The organism is Halobaculum sp. D14 (genome assembly GCF_051195135.1).
GTDB lineage: Archaea > Halobacteriota > Halobacteria > Halobacteriales > Haloferacaceae > JBNTKA01.
Genome location: NZ_JBNTKA010000001.1, coordinates 710,666 through 724,704 on the forward strand (window position 1 = coordinate 710,666; position 14,039 = coordinate 724,704).

Here is a 14,039-nt window from a genome sequence, read left to right on the forward strand (position 1 = left end):
CGTTCGTCGCCACACCGGATAAAGGGAGTCCTCGCGGCGAACCGGACCGACTACCGGCGCGCGTCTCCGCGGGCCGTCCGCCGCCCGTGACCCGCCGCGGCTCGGGCGAACGCTTACCGCGGTCCCCGCCGAACTCCGGCCGTGAAACGAGATTCGACCGGTGGCTCGGAGCCGACGCCGGAGCCGGCCGCGAACCGGGGCGTGACGCGCCGGGACGCCCTGCGGCGTGGCGCGGCGCTGGGCGGCGCGGTCGTCGGGAGCGCGGGGCTCGCGGGCTGCGTGTCCGCGCCGGCCGACGCGCTGCTGGCCGAAGGGTTCGAGTCCGACGTGGACTGGGAGACGGCGGCGAGCATCGGGCCGGAGGAGCCGCTGTCGGCGTTCGACTGGCGGATTCAGCGCTCCCGGGCGCAGGCGGCGACCGGCGAGTGGAGCCTCGAACTGTTCACGGAGGGCGATCACGACGACGGCACCGCGTGGGCGACGACGACGCTGACGCCGCCCGCGGACGCGTCGTCGTTCTCGGTGTCGTTGCAGGCGTGGAGCGCCTCCGAGAGCTTCAACGCCCTCCGCGACCTCGTCGTCCTGCTCGGCCCGGAGCAACCGACCGACGAGAGCAGTTTCCCGTCGCCCGGCGAGAACACGTCGTCGACGCCGGGCGCCCCGGCCGGCGGGCCCCACGAACCGCTGCACCTCGCTGACGGGTGGCGCGAGTACGGCTTCGACTGGCGGCCCGAGACGGTGCCGGAGACGCTGCACTTCGCCGTCGGCGTCTCCGTCATCTGGGAGGCCGACGCCGCCCACTACGTCGACGACGTCGAGATCGCGGCGTCGACCGACGCGTCGCGGTAGCGCTACTCCTCGTCTTTCATCCGGACCGTCAACACCGGCTGGTTCGCGGTGCGGACGACGCGCTCGGTGACGGAGCCGAGTAGGTAGCGGTCGAGCCCCTGCCGGCCGTGGGTTCCCATGACGATGAGGTCGACGTCGTGGTCGTCGGCGTAGTCGAGGATAGAGCGGTAGGCGGTGCCGGACGTCACTGTTTCGACGACCTCGACGTCGGCGTCACGGGCGGCCTCGGCCACCTGCTGGACGGCGTCTTCGCCCTCCTCTTCGAGCGCCTCGACGACGACCTGGCTGCCGGCTTCGAGCGTCGAGTAGGCGGTGGCGTCGACGACGTACAGCGCGTGCAGCGTCGCGTCGAACCGCTCGGCGACCGTCACGGCGTGCTTCACGGCGGCGTTGGCGGCGGGGCTCCCGTCGGTCGGCACGAGAATCTCGTCGTACATCTCGACCCGACGTTTCCGTGAGAGCGGAATAAAACCGGTGGCCGTCTCCCGGTTCGCGATAGGCCGATCGGTCCCTCCCCCGCGACGCGCCCCTACGCGTCGGTTCGCTCCGCCTCCGCGGCGGCGTGGGCTTCGCGGACGGCGTCCTCGCAGGTGCGGAGCGCGTCGTACCGCTCTTCGACGTCGTCGATGCCGACGGTCTCGACGACCTCCCACGCGCCGCCCATGAACCGCAGCCCCTTCACCCACGAGTCGGTCGCGAGCAGCAGGCCGTCGGTGTCGCCGTCGTCGTCGACGGCGACCGCGAGTTCGACGCTGTCCGCCCGGTTCAGCGACGCGACCTCCGCGTCCGAGAGCGCTCGCCCCGGAAGCGACGCGACAAGTGACATGGCCAACCGAAGGCGGTCGGCGCGAAAGAGCGTGTCGACTCGCCGGGCCGGGCGTGGCGGCCCGTGGCGGCGCCCGGCGGTCCGTGCCAGCACGCGGTGGCACGCGGCGACGCTCGTCGCGCCCGGAACTGCCACGCGCTCGGCGCGAACCCGAAGACATACTACCGCGGCGGCGACACGGCCCGGTATGTCACGCGGCGACGAGGCGGACGCGGGCTCGACCGGCCGCCGGGGCCGCGTTGACCGCGTCGTCGTCGCCGTCGCGGTCATCGCGCTGGCGGCGCTGGCTGCGCGGCTGCTGTTCCTCGGCGCGCGGCCGTTCCACTGGGGGGAGGGCCGCGTCGGCTACTGGACGCTGCGGTTCCTCGAAACCGGGGCGTGGGAGTACCGCCCCGTCGCCGGCGGTCCGTTCCTGTACGTCGTCGGCCGGTGGTGGCTGTCGGTGGCGCCGCCGACCGACGCGGCCGCCCGCGTCCCGGTCGCGGTCGTCGGCGGCCTGCTGCCGCTCGCCGCGCTGCTGTTCCGCGGGACGCTCCGCGACGACGAGACCGTCGCGCTCGCCGGGGTGCTCGCGGCCGACCCGCTGCTGCTGTACTACTCGCGGTTCCTCCGCGGCGACGTCCCGGCGGCGGCGTTCGGCCTCGTCGCCGTCGGCGGCGTCGTCCGGTTCCGCGACACCGGGAGTCGGCCGGCGCTGTACCTCGCCGCCGCGTCGTTCGCGCTCGCGCTTTCGGCGTCCGGCTTCGCCGTCGCCTACCCGTTCGTCTGGCTCGCCGCGGCGCTGCTCGTCGTCGACGAGGCGCGCGTCCGCGGCGCGCCGCGGGAGGCGCTCAGCACCGTCGGCGCGGCCGGCGGCTGGCTGGTCGACCGCGTCACGCCGCTCGCCCGGTCGCTGTTCGTGTTCCTCGCGGTCGTCGTCGTGTTCTTCGCGCCGCGGGCCGCCTCCGGCGGCGTCGGACTGAACCGCCCCGCGACGATTCCGACCGCGGTGGTCCGCGCGCTCGTCGCGTCGCCGAAGAAGTTCGCGCAGGTCCACGTCGCGTTCCGGCTCGACCCCGGCGCGCCGGCCGGCCCGGCGTTCATCCCGGTGGTCGCGGGCTACGCGTCGACGCTCGTCCACACGGCGTGGCCGATGCTCGTCGCGGCGCTCGTCGGCTTCGCGCTCGAACGGTACCGGCGAGACACCCGGAGCGTCGTCGCGTTCGGCGGCTACGCGGCCGGCGTCGGCCTGCTCGTCTTCCCGCTGTCGTCGATGCGCGCGGAGCCGTGGACCGCCGTCCACGTGCTGCCGTGGCTCGCGCTCCCCGCCGCCGTCGGCGTCGCACGGCTCGCCCGCGGCGTCCGCGGCTACGTCGCCCGCGGCCTCACCGGCGCCGACACGGCCGTGAACCCGGCGCGGGTCGTCGCGGCGCTGCTCGTCGTCTCGGCCGTCGGCGCCGGCGTCGGCACTGCGGTCGCCGGCGCGTACGCGCCCGCACAGCCCGGCTCGCCGTTCGCGCAGTTCGCGCAGCCGAGCGACGACCTCGACCCGATGCTCGACGCCGCCGAGCCGGTCATCGCGGCGAACGTCGACGGCGCGGACGTCGCGTACGTCGGCGACCGATTCGACACCGAGCGGGAGTACGCGCAGCCGCCGATACCGTCCCGCGACCAGAAGGCGTGGGGCGCGCGGCTCCCGCTGCAGTGGTACTTCGAGCGCGCCGACGCCGACGTCACCAGCGTCCCGTCCGTGACGTTCATCCCCGGGGACGCGCCGCCGGTCGTCGTCACGACCCCGGAGCGCCGCGTCGCGGTCCATGAGGCGCTCCCCGAGTACCGGCAGTTCGACCTCCACCTCGGCCTCTGGGACCGCAAAGTCGTCGTGTTCGTCGCGCCGCAGTAGCCGGGTCGCCCTCGCGGACGGGCCGTTCTCGGTCGGTCGTCGGCGGCTTCGCGGCCGGCCGTTTCGGCGGTTCGGTGCCGTCACCGGGACGGTGAAGTACCGCGAGGCCGCAGCGCCGTCCGTGAACGTGGAACTCGCGATGCGGGTCGCGCTGGTGCTGGCCGCGCTGGTCGCCACGGCCGTCGGCGTCTGGCTCGACCGCAGCAGCCGCCGGCACCGCGACCGCGACGCCGCCACCCGCGGGCCGGCCGCCGGCCGCGCCGCGCCGCGACGACGGTTCCTGCTCGGCGTCCCGTGGGGGTCGCTGACGACGGTCGCCGTCGTCGTCGCGGTGTACCTGTTCGTGCAGGGCGGACTGGCGCACTGGTACAACCCGGTCGTCATCCCGTTCCGGGCGTGGTCGTACTTCGCGCCGCTCGGCATCCTCACGGCCGGCGTCGCCCACGCCGGCCCCGGCCACCTGCTCGGGAACGTGTTCGCGACGCTCGTGTTCGCGCCGCTCGCGGAGTACGTCTGGGGGCACTTTCCGGACCGGCGCGGCGCCGAGGCGTTCGGCAGCGTCCGAACGAATCCGTACGTCCGGGCGTTCGTGCTGTTCCCGGCGGCCGCGCTCGCCGTCGCGGTGCTCACCGCGGCGTTCGCCGTCGGCCCGGTCATCGGCTTCTCCGCCGTCGTGTTCGCGTTCGCCGGCGCGGGGCTGCTCTACCGGCCGTTCACGGCGGTCGTCGCGCTGTCGGCGTCCAACGTCGTCGACGTCGCGTACTCGGCGCTGCAGAACCCGGTGACGGTCGCGTCGGGCCGCGCGGCGTACATCACGCCGTGGTGGTCGAACATCGCGATACAGGGGCACGCGCTCGGCCTGCTGACCGGCGTGCTGCTCGCCGGCTGGCTCGCGGTCCGCCGCGGCGACGACCTCCCGCGGCCGCGCCGGCTCCTGGTCGGCACCGTCGTCTTCGCCGTCTCGCAGTCGCTGTGGGCGGTCTACTGGTTCCGCGGCGGCGAGACGTACGTGCTGTACCGCGCGGTCGGTCTGACGCTCGTGGTGGGGCTCGCGGTGCTGGTCGCGGCGTTCGCCGCCGGCCGGGACGCCGACCCGGTCGAGACGCTCCGCGCCGCGGCCGCGTCGCCGACGCCGCGCCGCGTCGCGGTCGCGCTCATGCTGGTGTCGACGGCGGCGCTCGCCGGCCCGGCGATTCCGGTGAACCTCTACGCCGTCGACGACGAGCCGCTCCCCGGCGACCCGGTCGAGGTCCGCGGCTACCAGGTGACGTACGCCGAGGACGTCGAGGACGGCATGGTGTCGGTCGTCGACGTCAGCGCGTTCGGCGAGACGACCACCGTCAACACCTCCGGCGTCATCGTCCGCAACCCCGACCGCGCCGTCTGGACGACCGCCGTCACGAAGGGGAGACTCGCGTTCGCCGGGGAGGCGACCGTGGTCGTCGGCGGCCTCGGCTGGCGCGAGACCGTGACGGCGACGCGGCGCGGCTGGACGCCCGTCGGCAACGCGACCGTCTACCGGGTCCGGGTCCGCCACGGCTCCGTCGGCCGCGTCGCGTACGTGTCGCCGAACGCGACCGCGGAGCCCAGAATCGGCGGCCGGACGGTGACGGTCGCCGCGAACCGCTCCGGGTTCAGCCTCGTCGTCGCGGGCGGCGTCGACGGCGGCGACACCGCGGTCGCACCGATTCCCGAGCAGAACGAGACGGTGACGGCGGGCGGCCTCCGGTTCGTCCGCGACGGCCGCGCCGTCTTCGCGGTCACCGCCGACAACGAGACCCGGGTCAGAGTCGCGAACCGGGAGACGTACCGCGGGAACTGAGCGGCGCCGGCGTCCGTCTCAGCGCCCGTGGCCGCGTCACTGCCACTCGATTCTGAACACGTCGGCGTCGATGTCGCGGCGCTCGCTCGTCTGGTGGTCGAACTGCCTGTCGAGGGTGAGCGTCGCGCGGAAGGCGTCGGTGACGTCGCCGCCCTCGTCGGCGACGAACGACTCGACGAACGACTGGCTGCCGGCGTTGTGGACGGAGTAGGAGACGTCGGCGAGTTCGGCGGCCGTCGCGAGGAACGCCCGGTCGGCGTGTTCGTTCCCGGACTGCGCGCCGAACGGCGGATTCATGAGCACCGTGACGGGGCCGTCGAAGCGGTCGCGGGCGAGCGGCGGCCGGGTCGCGTCGCCGTTCACCCAGTGAATCGGGGTGCGCGCCCCGACGCGCCGCTCGTTCTGCGCGGCGACGTCGAGCGCGCCGCGGTCGAGTTCGACGCCGACGACGCGGCCGGCTCCCCGCAGCGCCGCGCCGAGCGCGAACATCCCGGTGCCGGCACCGAGGTCGACGACGGTCCGGTCGGCGACGTCGCCGCGGAGGTCCGCGAGGTGGACGACGTGCGCGGCGACGTCGGCCGGCGTCGGGTACTGTTCGAGCTCCGCCGTCGGGTCCTCGAACCCGGCGACGACGGCGAGCTTTCCTTCGAGTGCCTGTCGGCTCACGGCGCTGTCACGTCAGGGGTCGACGGGCCCCTGCACCGTGAGGCTGACGCCTTCCCGTTCGGCTCGCTCGGCGAGGGCGGCGAGCGCCGGCTCGGCCTTCGCTGGGTTCGCGACCTCGTCCGCGACGACCGTCACCTCGCCGGCGCCGAGGAACGACGCGGCCCGGACCAGTCCGCGGAGCCGGTCGGCCTCCTGTTGGGTGTCGAGCGAGCAGTCCTCCTCGAAACACGCGGTCACCCGCAGCCCGGCCGGGTGGTAGCCCTCCGCGGCGAGGTCGGCTTTCAGGTCGCGGAGGTGTTCGGGCGCCGTCGACTCCAGCGCCGCGGCGTCCAGCGTCACGGCCTCCACGTCAGCCGGCTCGCTCGCCGCCACGGCCCGCTCCACGCTCGTCGTCGCGCTCGTGCTCATGGTCACCTCCGAATATAGTGTGGTAATACAAAAGAGTTGGTAAATGCGCCATAGTAATTCCTCGTCGCGGTGGGGCGGTGAGTTGTTCGGGAGTAGCGGGCCGGTCGCGGCCGGCGAGCCGAGCGGAGCGGCGGGCAGAACGAGCCGTCGCGGCGACCGATTGCCGCCGGAGACGGGGGACATGGCTGTCGGTTCGGCCGGACCCGGGTATCGCCGGAAAATCCGTGATGCGGCGGAGGAGTCCAACGGATTCGACGACCCGAACGACCCCAAGGTTTACATACAATCGGGGTCACAAAACTTATTAATGGAAGGTCCGAGCCGACAGCGACAGCGGGAGGCAGGCGAGTCGGAGAAACAGTCGGACGAGCAGGTGACGTGTCCGGAGTGTGGGTCGGACGAGGTCGTCATGGACGCGGACCAGGGGGAGTTAGTGTGTGACGACTGCGGGCTGGTTCTGGACGAGCGACAGATCGACCGCGGCCCGGAGTGGCGCGCGTTCAACCACTCCGAGCGCCAGTCGAAGTCCCGCGTCGGCGCCCCGGTCACGGAGACGATGCACGACAAGGGGCTGACGACCACCATCGACTGGAAGGACAAAGACGCCTACGGCCGGTCCATCAGTTCGAAAAAGCGCAGCCAGATGCATCGGCTGCGGAAGTGGCAAGAGCGCATCCGGACGAAGGACGCCGGCGAGCGGAACCTCCAGTTCGCGCTCTCGGAGATCGACCGGATGGCGTCCGCGCTCGGCGTCCCGCGGTCGGTACGGGAGGTCGCCTCCGTCATCTACCGACGCGCGCTCAAGGAGGACCTGATTCGCGGCCGCTCCATCGAGGGCGTCGCAACCGCGGCGCTGTACGCCGCCTGCCGCCAGGAGGGAATCCCGCGCAGCCTCGACGAAGTCGCCGAGGTCTCCCGCGTCGAACAGAAGGAGATCGGCCGGACGTACCGCTACATCTCCCAGGAACTCGGCCTCGAACTCAAGCCGGTCGACCCGAAGCAGTTCGTCCCCCGGTTCGCCTCCGCGCTCGGCCTCAGCGAGGAGACGCAGGCGAAAGCGACCGAAATCATCGATGTCTCCGCCGAACAGGGCCTGCTCTCCGGGAAGTCCCCGACCGGCTTCGCCGCCGCCGCCATCTACGCCGCGTCGCTGCTGTGCAACGAGAAGAAGACGCAGCGTGAAGTCGCCGACGTCGCGCAGGTCACCGAAGTCACCATCCGCAACCGGTATCAAGAGCAGATCGAAGCGATGGGCTTCCGCTGACCCGGCTCAGGAACCGCCCACCTCGACCGCCACCGAACCGCGCCGTAGTTTCTCTCCGCGTCCGTCGGCTCGCTCGAATCCGTCCGTGTCGTCCGTTCTCCCGGTCCGTCCGCGCCGCTCGCCGGTCAGTCGTCGCGCTCCAGTTCGTCCAGAATCGGCCGGACCTTCGGCTGGAGTTCGTCCCACTCGTCGGCCGGGTCGCTGTCGGCGACGATACCGTTCCCGGCGAACAGCGTCGCGGACGTGTCGCCCGCGAGGCCCGAGCGGATGCCGACCGCGAACTCGCCGTCGCCGTCGGCGTCGAACCAGCCGACCGGGGCGGCGTACCAGCCGCGGTCGAACGTCTCGGTCGCCCGAATCGTGGCGAGCGCCTCCTCGAGCGGGAGGCCGCCGACCGCCGGCGTCGGGTGAAGCGCCTCCACCAGCGTCAGGACGTGCGTGTCCTCGTGCAGCGTCGCCTCGATGGGCGTCCGGAGGTGCTGGATGTTCGAGAGCTTCCGGAGCCCCTGCTCCCCCTCCGTCACGTCCCCGTACGTCGAGAGCTGCTCGCAGATGGTTTCGGCGACGACGCGCTGTTCGTGCTGTATCTTCTCGCTGTCCAGCAGCGACCGGGCGTGCTCGGCGTCCGCCTCCGGCGTCTCGCCGCGCGGCATCGACCCGGCGAGCGCCTCCGTCCGGACGGTGCGGCCGTCCCGCTCGACCAGTTGCTCCGGCGGCGCGCCGAAGAAGCCGGCGGCGTCGGTCGGCTGCACGAGGAACCGGTAGCAGTCGGGGTACGTCCGGCGGAGCCGTTCGAGCGCGTCCGGGATGTCGACCGGCGTCTCCAGGTCGACGTCGAGCGCCGTCGCGAGCACCACCTTCCGGAGTTCGCCGGCACGGATGCGGTCGACGACGCGGGCGACCTGGTCAGTCCAGTCCGCCCGCGACGTCCGCCACGTCGTCGACGCGACGCCCGGCTTCCCGCCGCTCGGCCGCATCATCGGCAGGTCCGCGAGCGACTCCCGCGCCGCAGTCAGCGCCGCGTCGGCGTCCGCGGCGTCGACGTCGTCGCCGTAGCGGTTCACGGTCAGCCACGTCGCGTCGTCGCCCCGCGTCAACTGCACCGCCGGCAGCACGAACGACGACGCCGGGAACCCCGCCCAGCCGTCTCGACGCCGGGGTTCGCCGTCTCGGCGCTGCTGCTCGTCGGCGTCGGCGCGGTGGTCGCCGCGGAACGCGAGGCCGCCGAGGACGCGGGGCCGGGTCGCGGCGGGGCCGTCGTGGTCGACGTCGTCGAACAGCGTCGCGGCGGCGTCGCGGAGCGCGTCGAACCGGTCGGGGCCGTCGCAGACGAGCCGCGCTGCGGCGCCGGCGCCGACGAGTTCGAGGCCGGCCGGTGAGGCCCAGTGGACCCGCGGTGTCCCCTGCGCGGAGAGGAACGCGCGGTACGAGACGTCTGACACCTCACAGCTCCGGCTGTGGAGCGACGCGTCGGGGTCCGGTCGCGTCGCCCGCGGCTCGCCCTCCGACTGACTCATTGGTCGACGTTCGCCGGGCACTCCCTTGACGGCTCTGGTTCCGGTCGTCCGCTCAGCTGTACCGCTCTTCGTTCCACGGGTTCGCGGAGTCGGAGTAGCCGCGCTTCTCCCAGTAGCCGCGCTCGTGGTCGGTGAGGAACTCGACGCCCGTCACCCACTTCGCGCCCTTGTAGGCGTACTTGTGCGGCGTGACGACGCGCAGCGGGCCGCCGTGGTCCGCCGGCAGCGGGTCGCCGTCGTACTCGTAGACGAACATCACCTCCTCGCGCATGCACGTCTCCAGCGGCAGATTCGTCGTGTAGCCGTCGAGTGCGTGGAACATGACGTGTTCGGCGTCGTCGTCGACGCCGACCTGCGCGGCGAGCTCCGGGAACGTGACGCCGGTGAACTCGCAGTCGAACTTCGACCAGCCGGTGACGCAGTGGAAGTCCTGCCGCTGGGTCGTCGACGGCAGCTCCGTGAACGCCTCGTAGCCGACCGAGAACGGCTCGTCGACGGCGCCCCACGCCTCGAACTCCCACGTCTCCGGGTCCCAGCTCGGCGTCCCGGACTTCGACAGCACCGGGAACCGGTCGGTCCGGCGCTGCCCCGGCGGGAGCCGCTCCCCGCCGAACTCCTCGTGGAGGTCGGTGACGTCCGTAACCATGCTCGAACGTCGGTGCCGCGCTCACCAAAGGCTATCGACTTCGGCGACCACCCGGAAATTAGGCGATTAGCGAAGAACTGTTCCGGTGGCTGAAACCCGATACCAGGAACCGTGAATAATGGTTGTGCGCGGGCGAAACCACCCCCGAAGCCTTTTTATACGAACCCCTGGAAGCCTCCGGTAATGCCGAAAGTCGAAGTCACCATCCCGGAGCACCTCGAGATGCAGATCGCACAGCTCGTCGAGCAGGGGGAGTTCGTCAACCGCGAGGAGGCCATCGAGGACCTCATCTCCACCGGAATCAAGGCGTACAAGACCAGCGGCCCGCAGGAGGAGGAGACGGAGCCGGGGTTCGAAGAGGACGGCATGATGGGCCACGAAGACGAGTACGTCTTCTGACTCGGCGACCGGCTGTGCGGTCAGGTCCCCGCCGATTCCGGGGTCTCGGCGCCTCCCCCGCGGGTGCGCCGTGGTACGCCCTCCCCAACAACGCTTAAATCACGGAATTACTTACGCACGACCATGCACAAGGACGAGCTCCTCGAACTGCACGAGCAGATGGTGCTGATCATGGAGTACTTCAGCGAACGCGAGGACGTCGACGAAGCGCTGTTCGAACCGTACCACGGACTCAGCGTCGACCCCTCGCACGTCCACAAGTCCAAGAGCGAACACAAACACGCCGTGTTCGTCCTCGGGAACGCGCTCGCCGCCGCGATGTCCGAAGACGAGTTCTCCGACGCCGGCCGCGTCGGCAAGCGCATGGCCGAACTCGCCGACGACGCCGAATCCCGCATCTGAGATGGCCGTCACCGTGGAGCCGGCCGAAGACCTCGACGCCGTCCACCGCGTCACCCGCGCACACCGGCTCGCGACGCTGCTCGACGAGTCGGTGCGGCTCCCCGTCGTGAACTACCGCGTCGGCGTCGACGCAATCGCCGGGCTCGTCCCGGTCGTCGGCGACCTGCTCGCCGCCGCCGCCTCGCTGTTCATCGTCTTCGAGGCGTACCGGCTCGGCGCCCGACGCACGACGCTCGCTCGGATGCTGCTCAACGTCGGCGTCGACGCCGCGGTCGGCTCCGTCCCGGTCGTCGGCGACCTGTTCGACGCCGCCTGGAAGGCGAACGTCAGGAACGCCGACCTGCTCGAACGAGACGTCCTTGGCCGCTGACCGACGACGCCGCTCGACAGTCCTGCTGCCGGTTTTGCTCTCCGTCTGACCCGGTTCGTCAGTCCCAGAAGCTCTGCGTCCGGGCGTACTGGCGCTCCTGCTGGAGAATGTCGCGGTAGAAGTCGTCCTCGTCCTCGCGGAGTTTCCCGATGATGCGGGCGGCGTTGTGCGGGCCGACGCCGCGGGCCGCGAGCGCGATGACGGCCTGCTTGCCGTGCGCCTGCACGAGGTTCGACGCGCGGAACGCCTTCTCGGTGAGTTTCCGCTGCTCGTCGTCTTTCTCCTCGGCGCGAACCGCCTTCACGGCGTCGTCGTCCCACGGATTCAGCGCCGCTATCCGGGTGGACTCACACTCGGGGCACTCGGGCTGGTCGCGGACCCGCCGGACCTTCGTGGTGTGCCGCCAGTCGCGGCAGTGCATGCACAGCAGAATCACCCGGTCGTCCATGATGCGGTCGCGGATGGTCTTGATGACCGACGCGTCGGCGTTCTCCGGGACGAGGAACTCCCTGCCGGAGGAGTTCCCGCCGGTGCCGATCGGGGTGCGTTCGCGGGCCGCGACGACGTCGACGTCGCCGGACTGGACGTCCGCGAGCAGCGCCGCCGTCTCCTCGACGGCGAGTTCGGTGTGGAACACCTCGCGGACCGCCTCGTCGAACACCGGCGTGTCCTCAAGCGCCGCCAGCAGCCGGTCCCCGCCGAACCGCTTGTTGCCCTGGTAGCGCTTCAGCGCGCCGAACTTCGCGGCGACGTGCGTCAGCGTGAACTTCAGCGTGTCCGACCGCTTCAGCGCGAGTTCGAGCAGCGCCTCGACGTGCGCCGGATCCGTCTCCTCGAGCACCTCGATGACGGTGCCCGGGTCGACTGACGCCGGCACCTCCAGTTCGACGCGGTACGGGTCCGCCTCCATCCCGACCGACGACCCGGTGCGCTGCCCGATGAGCGCGGACAGCAGGCGGCCGAGCGTCCGGTTCACCTTGTGGCCGTACGCGGCGTTCACGGCGACGGTGCGTCCCTGCCCTTCGACGACGATGCGGCGGTCCGTCGGCATCGGCGCGTCCGCCTCCACCTGCCGGGACACCTGTTCGAGGCCCGCTACGGCGGTCCGTTCGTCAGCCGGGTACCGGCCCGCGAACTCGCGGGCCACCGACCGCTCGTCGCCGCCGCCGGCGAACTGCGGTTCGGCGACGCGACGCATCTCTCCGACCTCGGCGGCGACGTCGCGCGGCACCGGAATCTCCTGGCCGGTCCACGACGGCACCTCGCCGGCCGGGTCGGCGATGGGCGCGACGTTCACCTCGCTCTCGTCGTCGTCGATGTCGTTGATGCGCCACATCTCGCCGCGCTGGATGAACACTTCGCCGGGCGCCGCGAAGTTCACGACGAACCGCTCGTCGAGCGTCCCGATCTGCCGCCGCGAGGAGATGTCGTAGACGTCGTACGTCTCCTCGTCCGGAATCATCGAGAGGTTCCGGTAGAAGTAGCGCCACGTCCCGCCGGAGGACTCGATGACGTCGCGCTCCTCGTCGAGCCACAGCAGCCGGTTCCCGGCGAGTTCGCGGACGACGTCGCGGAACGCCGGTTCGGTCAGGTCGGCGAACGGGTAGGCGTCCGTCACGAGTTCGTACGCCTCGCGGGCGCCGACTTCGCCGTCGTCCATCAGCAGTCCGACGACCTGGTTCGCGACGACGTCGAGGCTGCCGTGGTGGATGCCGGACTCCTCGACGTCGCCAGCGGCGGCGCGGCGCGCGATGGCGAGCGCCTCCAGCGTGTCGTCCGGGTTGCTGGTGACGATGGTGCCGTGGGAGGTGCGGCCGCGTCGGTGCCCGGCGCGCCCCACGCGCTGGAGGAGGCGTGCGACCTCGCGCGGCGAGTTGTACTGGACGACGTGGTCGACGCGGCCGACGTCGATGCCGAGCTCCATCGACGAGGTACAGATGAGGCCGTCGACGTCGCCGGCTTTGAACGCCTCCTCGACCTCGATGCGGGCCTCCTTCGACAGCGACCCGTGGTGGACGCCGACCGGTTCGTCGAGCGCCTTGAACCGCGACCCGAGCGCCTCCGCGGTCTGCCGCGTGTTCACGAACACCAGCGTGGACTCGTGCTCGCGGACGATGTCGCGGATGACTCTGACGTGGCCCGCGATTTCGGGGTCGGTCGCGAGTTCGCCGGCGAGCCGGTCGTCCTCGTCGGTGACGTCGGGCGAGACGACGTCGAACTCGACGTCGCTGCCGGCGTCCACCTCGACGATTTCACAGCGCCGGTCGCCGGTGAGGAACTTCCCGACCTCGTCGGGGTCGCCGACGGTCGCCGACAGGCCGATGCGCTGGTAGCCGCCGGCGAGCCGCCGGAGCCGCTCCATCGCGATTGTCAACTGCGCGCCGCGCTTCGACGCGGCGAGTTCGTGGACCTCGTCGACGACGACGTGCCTGACGTCCGCCAGCGCCGCGCGCAGTTTCTCGCCGGTCAGCATCGCCTGCAGCGTCTCGGGCGTCGTCACCAGCACGTCGGGCGGGTCGTCTGCCTGCTTGCTGCGCTGGTAGTCCGTGGTGTCGCCGTGACGGACCTGCACGTCGAGGTCGAGGGTGTCGCCCCACCAGTCGAGCCGCTCGCGCATGTCGCGGTTCAGCGCCCGCAGCGGCGTCACGTACAGCGCGCCGATACCGTCGGGCGGGTCGTCGGCGAGCGCGTCCAGCACCGGCAGCATCGCCGTCTCCGTCTTCCCGGTTCCGGTCGGGGCGATGACGAGGGCGTTCTCGCCGGCGGCCAGCGGCGGGATGGCGCGGCGCTGCGGCTCCGTGGGCGTCGTGAAGCCGCGTTCGGAGAGCGCCGACCGGACCGCGCCGCCGAGCGACGCGAACGCGTCCATCCCGTCCGGCGTCGCCGATTCACTCATTACCCGTGCTAGCGACGCGACGGCCATAAGGCCCGCGCTCCCGCCGATTCACGCGGTCGTCGCCCCGGAGCGCGTACTCTCGGCGGAGCGTG

General features: G+C 71.9%; 14 protein-coding genes. 7 read left to right on the top strand and 7 right to left on the bottom strand.

Going from position 1 to position 14,039, the window contains the following annotated elements; genetic code table 11:
* Positions 1 to 141: 141 nt before the first annotated feature.
* A complete protein-coding gene (locus tag ACQUST_RS03550) occupies positions 142 to 849 on the top strand; it encodes a hypothetical protein (RefSeq protein ID WP_435125001.1) in 708 nt (235 codons plus the stop codon).
* Positions 850 to 851: 2 nt separating this feature from the next.
* Here the strand turns inward: ACQUST_RS03550 and ACQUST_RS03555 are convergent, their stop codons facing one another.
* Positions 852 to 1,286: a universal stress protein gene (locus tag ACQUST_RS03555; RefSeq protein WP_435125004.1), complete on the bottom strand. Its 435-nt coding sequence runs from the start codon at positions 1,284 to 1,286 to the stop codon at positions 852 to 854.
* Between the two features lie 92 nt (positions 1,287 to 1,378).
* Positions 1,379 to 1,675, bottom strand: coding sequence for a hypothetical protein (locus ACQUST_RS03560; RefSeq protein WP_435125006.1), 297 nt, complete (start codon positions 1,673 to 1,675; stop codon positions 1,379 to 1,381).
* A gap of 187 nt (positions 1,676 to 1,862) precedes the next feature.
* Between ACQUST_RS03560 and ACQUST_RS03565 the strand changes: the two genes are divergently transcribed.
* Both ACQUST_RS03565 and ACQUST_RS03570 read left to right on the top strand, forming a co-directional pair.
* Positions 1,863 to 3,557, top strand: coding sequence for a flippase activity-associated protein Agl23 (locus ACQUST_RS03565; protein WP_435125009.1), 1,695 nt, complete (start codon positions 1,863 to 1,865; stop codon positions 3,555 to 3,557).
* A gap of 139 nt (positions 3,558 to 3,696) precedes the next feature.
* Entirely contained in the window at positions 3,697 to 5,379 is a 1,683-nt protein-coding gene (locus ACQUST_RS03570) for a rhomboid family intramembrane serine protease (protein ID WP_435126103.1), read from the top strand.
* A gap of 36 nt (positions 5,380 to 5,415) precedes the next feature.
* Here ACQUST_RS03570 and ACQUST_RS03575 read toward each other — a convergent pair whose 3' ends face one another.
* Positions 5,416 to 6,045: an METTL5 family protein gene (locus ACQUST_RS03575; RefSeq protein WP_435125012.1), complete on the bottom strand. Its 630-nt coding sequence runs from the start codon at positions 6,043 to 6,045 to the stop codon at positions 5,416 to 5,418.
* A gap of 12 nt (positions 6,046 to 6,057) precedes the next feature.
* The gene (locus ACQUST_RS03580) at positions 6,058 to 6,453 is read right to left on the bottom strand and encodes a hypothetical protein (RefSeq protein WP_435125013.1); all 396 of its coding nucleotides are present in this window, start codon (positions 6,451 to 6,453) and stop codon (positions 6,058 to 6,060) included.
* A gap of 307 nt (positions 6,454 to 6,760) precedes the next feature.
* Here ACQUST_RS03580 and ACQUST_RS03585 point away from each other — a divergent pair, with 307 nt between their 5' ends.
* Positions 6,761 to 7,717 carry a transcription initiation factor IIB gene (locus tag ACQUST_RS03585; RefSeq protein ID WP_435125016.1) on the top strand — a complete coding sequence of 319 codons (957 nt, stop codon included), beginning with the start codon at positions 6,761 to 6,763 and terminating at the stop codon, positions 7,715 to 7,717.
* Positions 7,718 to 7,842: 125 nt separating this feature from the next.
* Here ACQUST_RS03585 and ACQUST_RS03590 read toward each other — a convergent pair whose 3' ends face one another.
* Both ACQUST_RS03590 and ACQUST_RS03595 read right to left on the bottom strand, forming a co-directional pair.
* The gene (locus tag ACQUST_RS03590; protein WP_435125019.1) at positions 7,843 to 9,234 is read right to left on the bottom strand and encodes an isochorismate synthase; all 1,392 of its coding nucleotides are present in this window, start codon (positions 9,232 to 9,234) and stop codon (positions 7,843 to 7,845) included.
* Between the two features lie 52 nt (positions 9,235 to 9,286).
* Entirely contained in the window at positions 9,287 to 9,880 is a 594-nt protein-coding gene (locus ACQUST_RS03595) for a sulfite oxidase-like oxidoreductase (protein WP_435125022.1), read from the bottom strand.
* Positions 9,881 to 10,063: 183 nt separating this feature from the next.
* On the opposite strand from ACQUST_RS03595, the gene ACQUST_RS03600 reads away from it, so the two are divergent.
* The 3 genes from ACQUST_RS03600 (at position 10,064) to ACQUST_RS03610 (ending at position 11,051) form a co-directional block, all read left to right on the top strand.
* Positions 10,064 to 10,279, top strand: coding sequence for a ribbon-helix-helix domain-containing protein (locus ACQUST_RS03600; protein ID WP_435125025.1), 216 nt, complete (start codon positions 10,064 to 10,066; stop codon positions 10,277 to 10,279).
* Positions 10,280 to 10,402: 123 nt separating this feature from the next.
* Entirely contained in the window at positions 10,403 to 10,681 is a 279-nt protein-coding gene (locus ACQUST_RS03605) for a UPF0058 family protein (protein WP_435125027.1), read from the top strand.
* Positions 10,682 to 10,694: 13 nt separating this feature from the next.
* The gene (locus ACQUST_RS03610; protein WP_435125030.1) at positions 10,695 to 11,051 is read left to right on the top strand and encodes a DUF4112 domain-containing protein; all 357 of its coding nucleotides are present in this window, start codon (positions 10,695 to 10,697) and stop codon (positions 11,049 to 11,051) included.
* A gap of 58 nt (positions 11,052 to 11,109) precedes the next feature.
* Here the strand turns inward: ACQUST_RS03610 and ACQUST_RS03615 are convergent, their stop codons facing one another.
* Positions 11,110 to 13,947 (bottom strand): DEAD/DEAH box helicase, encoded by a 2,838-nt coding sequence (locus tag ACQUST_RS03615; protein WP_435125032.1) that lies wholly within the window; start codon positions 13,945 to 13,947, stop codon positions 11,110 to 11,112.
* Between the last annotated feature and the right edge of the window lie 92 nt (positions 13,948 to 14,039).

Excerpts from the sequence above, each read along its gene's own strand:
- ACQUST_RS03555 (WP_435125004.1), bottom strand. The coding sequence starts at position 1,286 with ATGTACGACGAGATTCTCGTGCCGACCGACGGGAGCCCCGCCGCCAAC.
- ACQUST_RS03560 (WP_435125006.1), bottom strand. The coding sequence starts at position 1,675 with ATGTCACTTGTCGCGTCGCTTCCGGGGCGAGCGCTCTCGGACGCGGAG.
- ACQUST_RS03565 (WP_435125009.1), top strand. The coding sequence starts at position 1,863 with ATGTCACGCGGCGACGAGGCGGACGCGGGCTCGACCGGCCGCCGGGGC.
- ACQUST_RS03570 (WP_435126103.1), top strand. The coding sequence starts at position 3,697 with ATGCGGGTCGCGCTGGTGCTGGCCGCGCTGGTCGCCACGGCCGTCGGC.
- ACQUST_RS03580 (WP_435125013.1), bottom strand. The coding sequence starts at position 6,453 with ATGAGCACGAGCGCGACGACGAGCGTGGAGCGGGCCGTGGCGGCGAGC.
- ACQUST_RS03585 (WP_435125016.1), top strand. The coding sequence starts at position 6,761 with ATGGAAGGTCCGAGCCGACAGCGACAGCGGGAGGCAGGCGAGTCGGAG.
- ACQUST_RS03590 (WP_435125019.1), bottom strand. The coding sequence starts at position 9,234 with ATGAGTCAGTCGGAGGGCGAGCCGCGGGCGACGCGACCGGACCCCGAC.
- ACQUST_RS03595 (WP_435125022.1), bottom strand. The coding sequence starts at position 9,880 with ATGGTTACGGACGTCACCGACCTCCACGAGGAGTTCGGCGGGGAGCGG.
- ACQUST_RS03600 (WP_435125025.1), top strand. The coding sequence starts at position 10,064 with ATGCCGAAAGTCGAAGTCACCATCCCGGAGCACCTCGAGATGCAGATC.
- ACQUST_RS03605 (WP_435125027.1), top strand. The coding sequence starts at position 10,403 with ATGCACAAGGACGAGCTCCTCGAACTGCACGAGCAGATGGTGCTGATC.
- ACQUST_RS03615 (WP_435125032.1), bottom strand. The coding sequence starts at position 13,947 with ATGAGTGAATCGGCGACGCCGGACGGGATGGACGCGTTCGCGTCGCTC.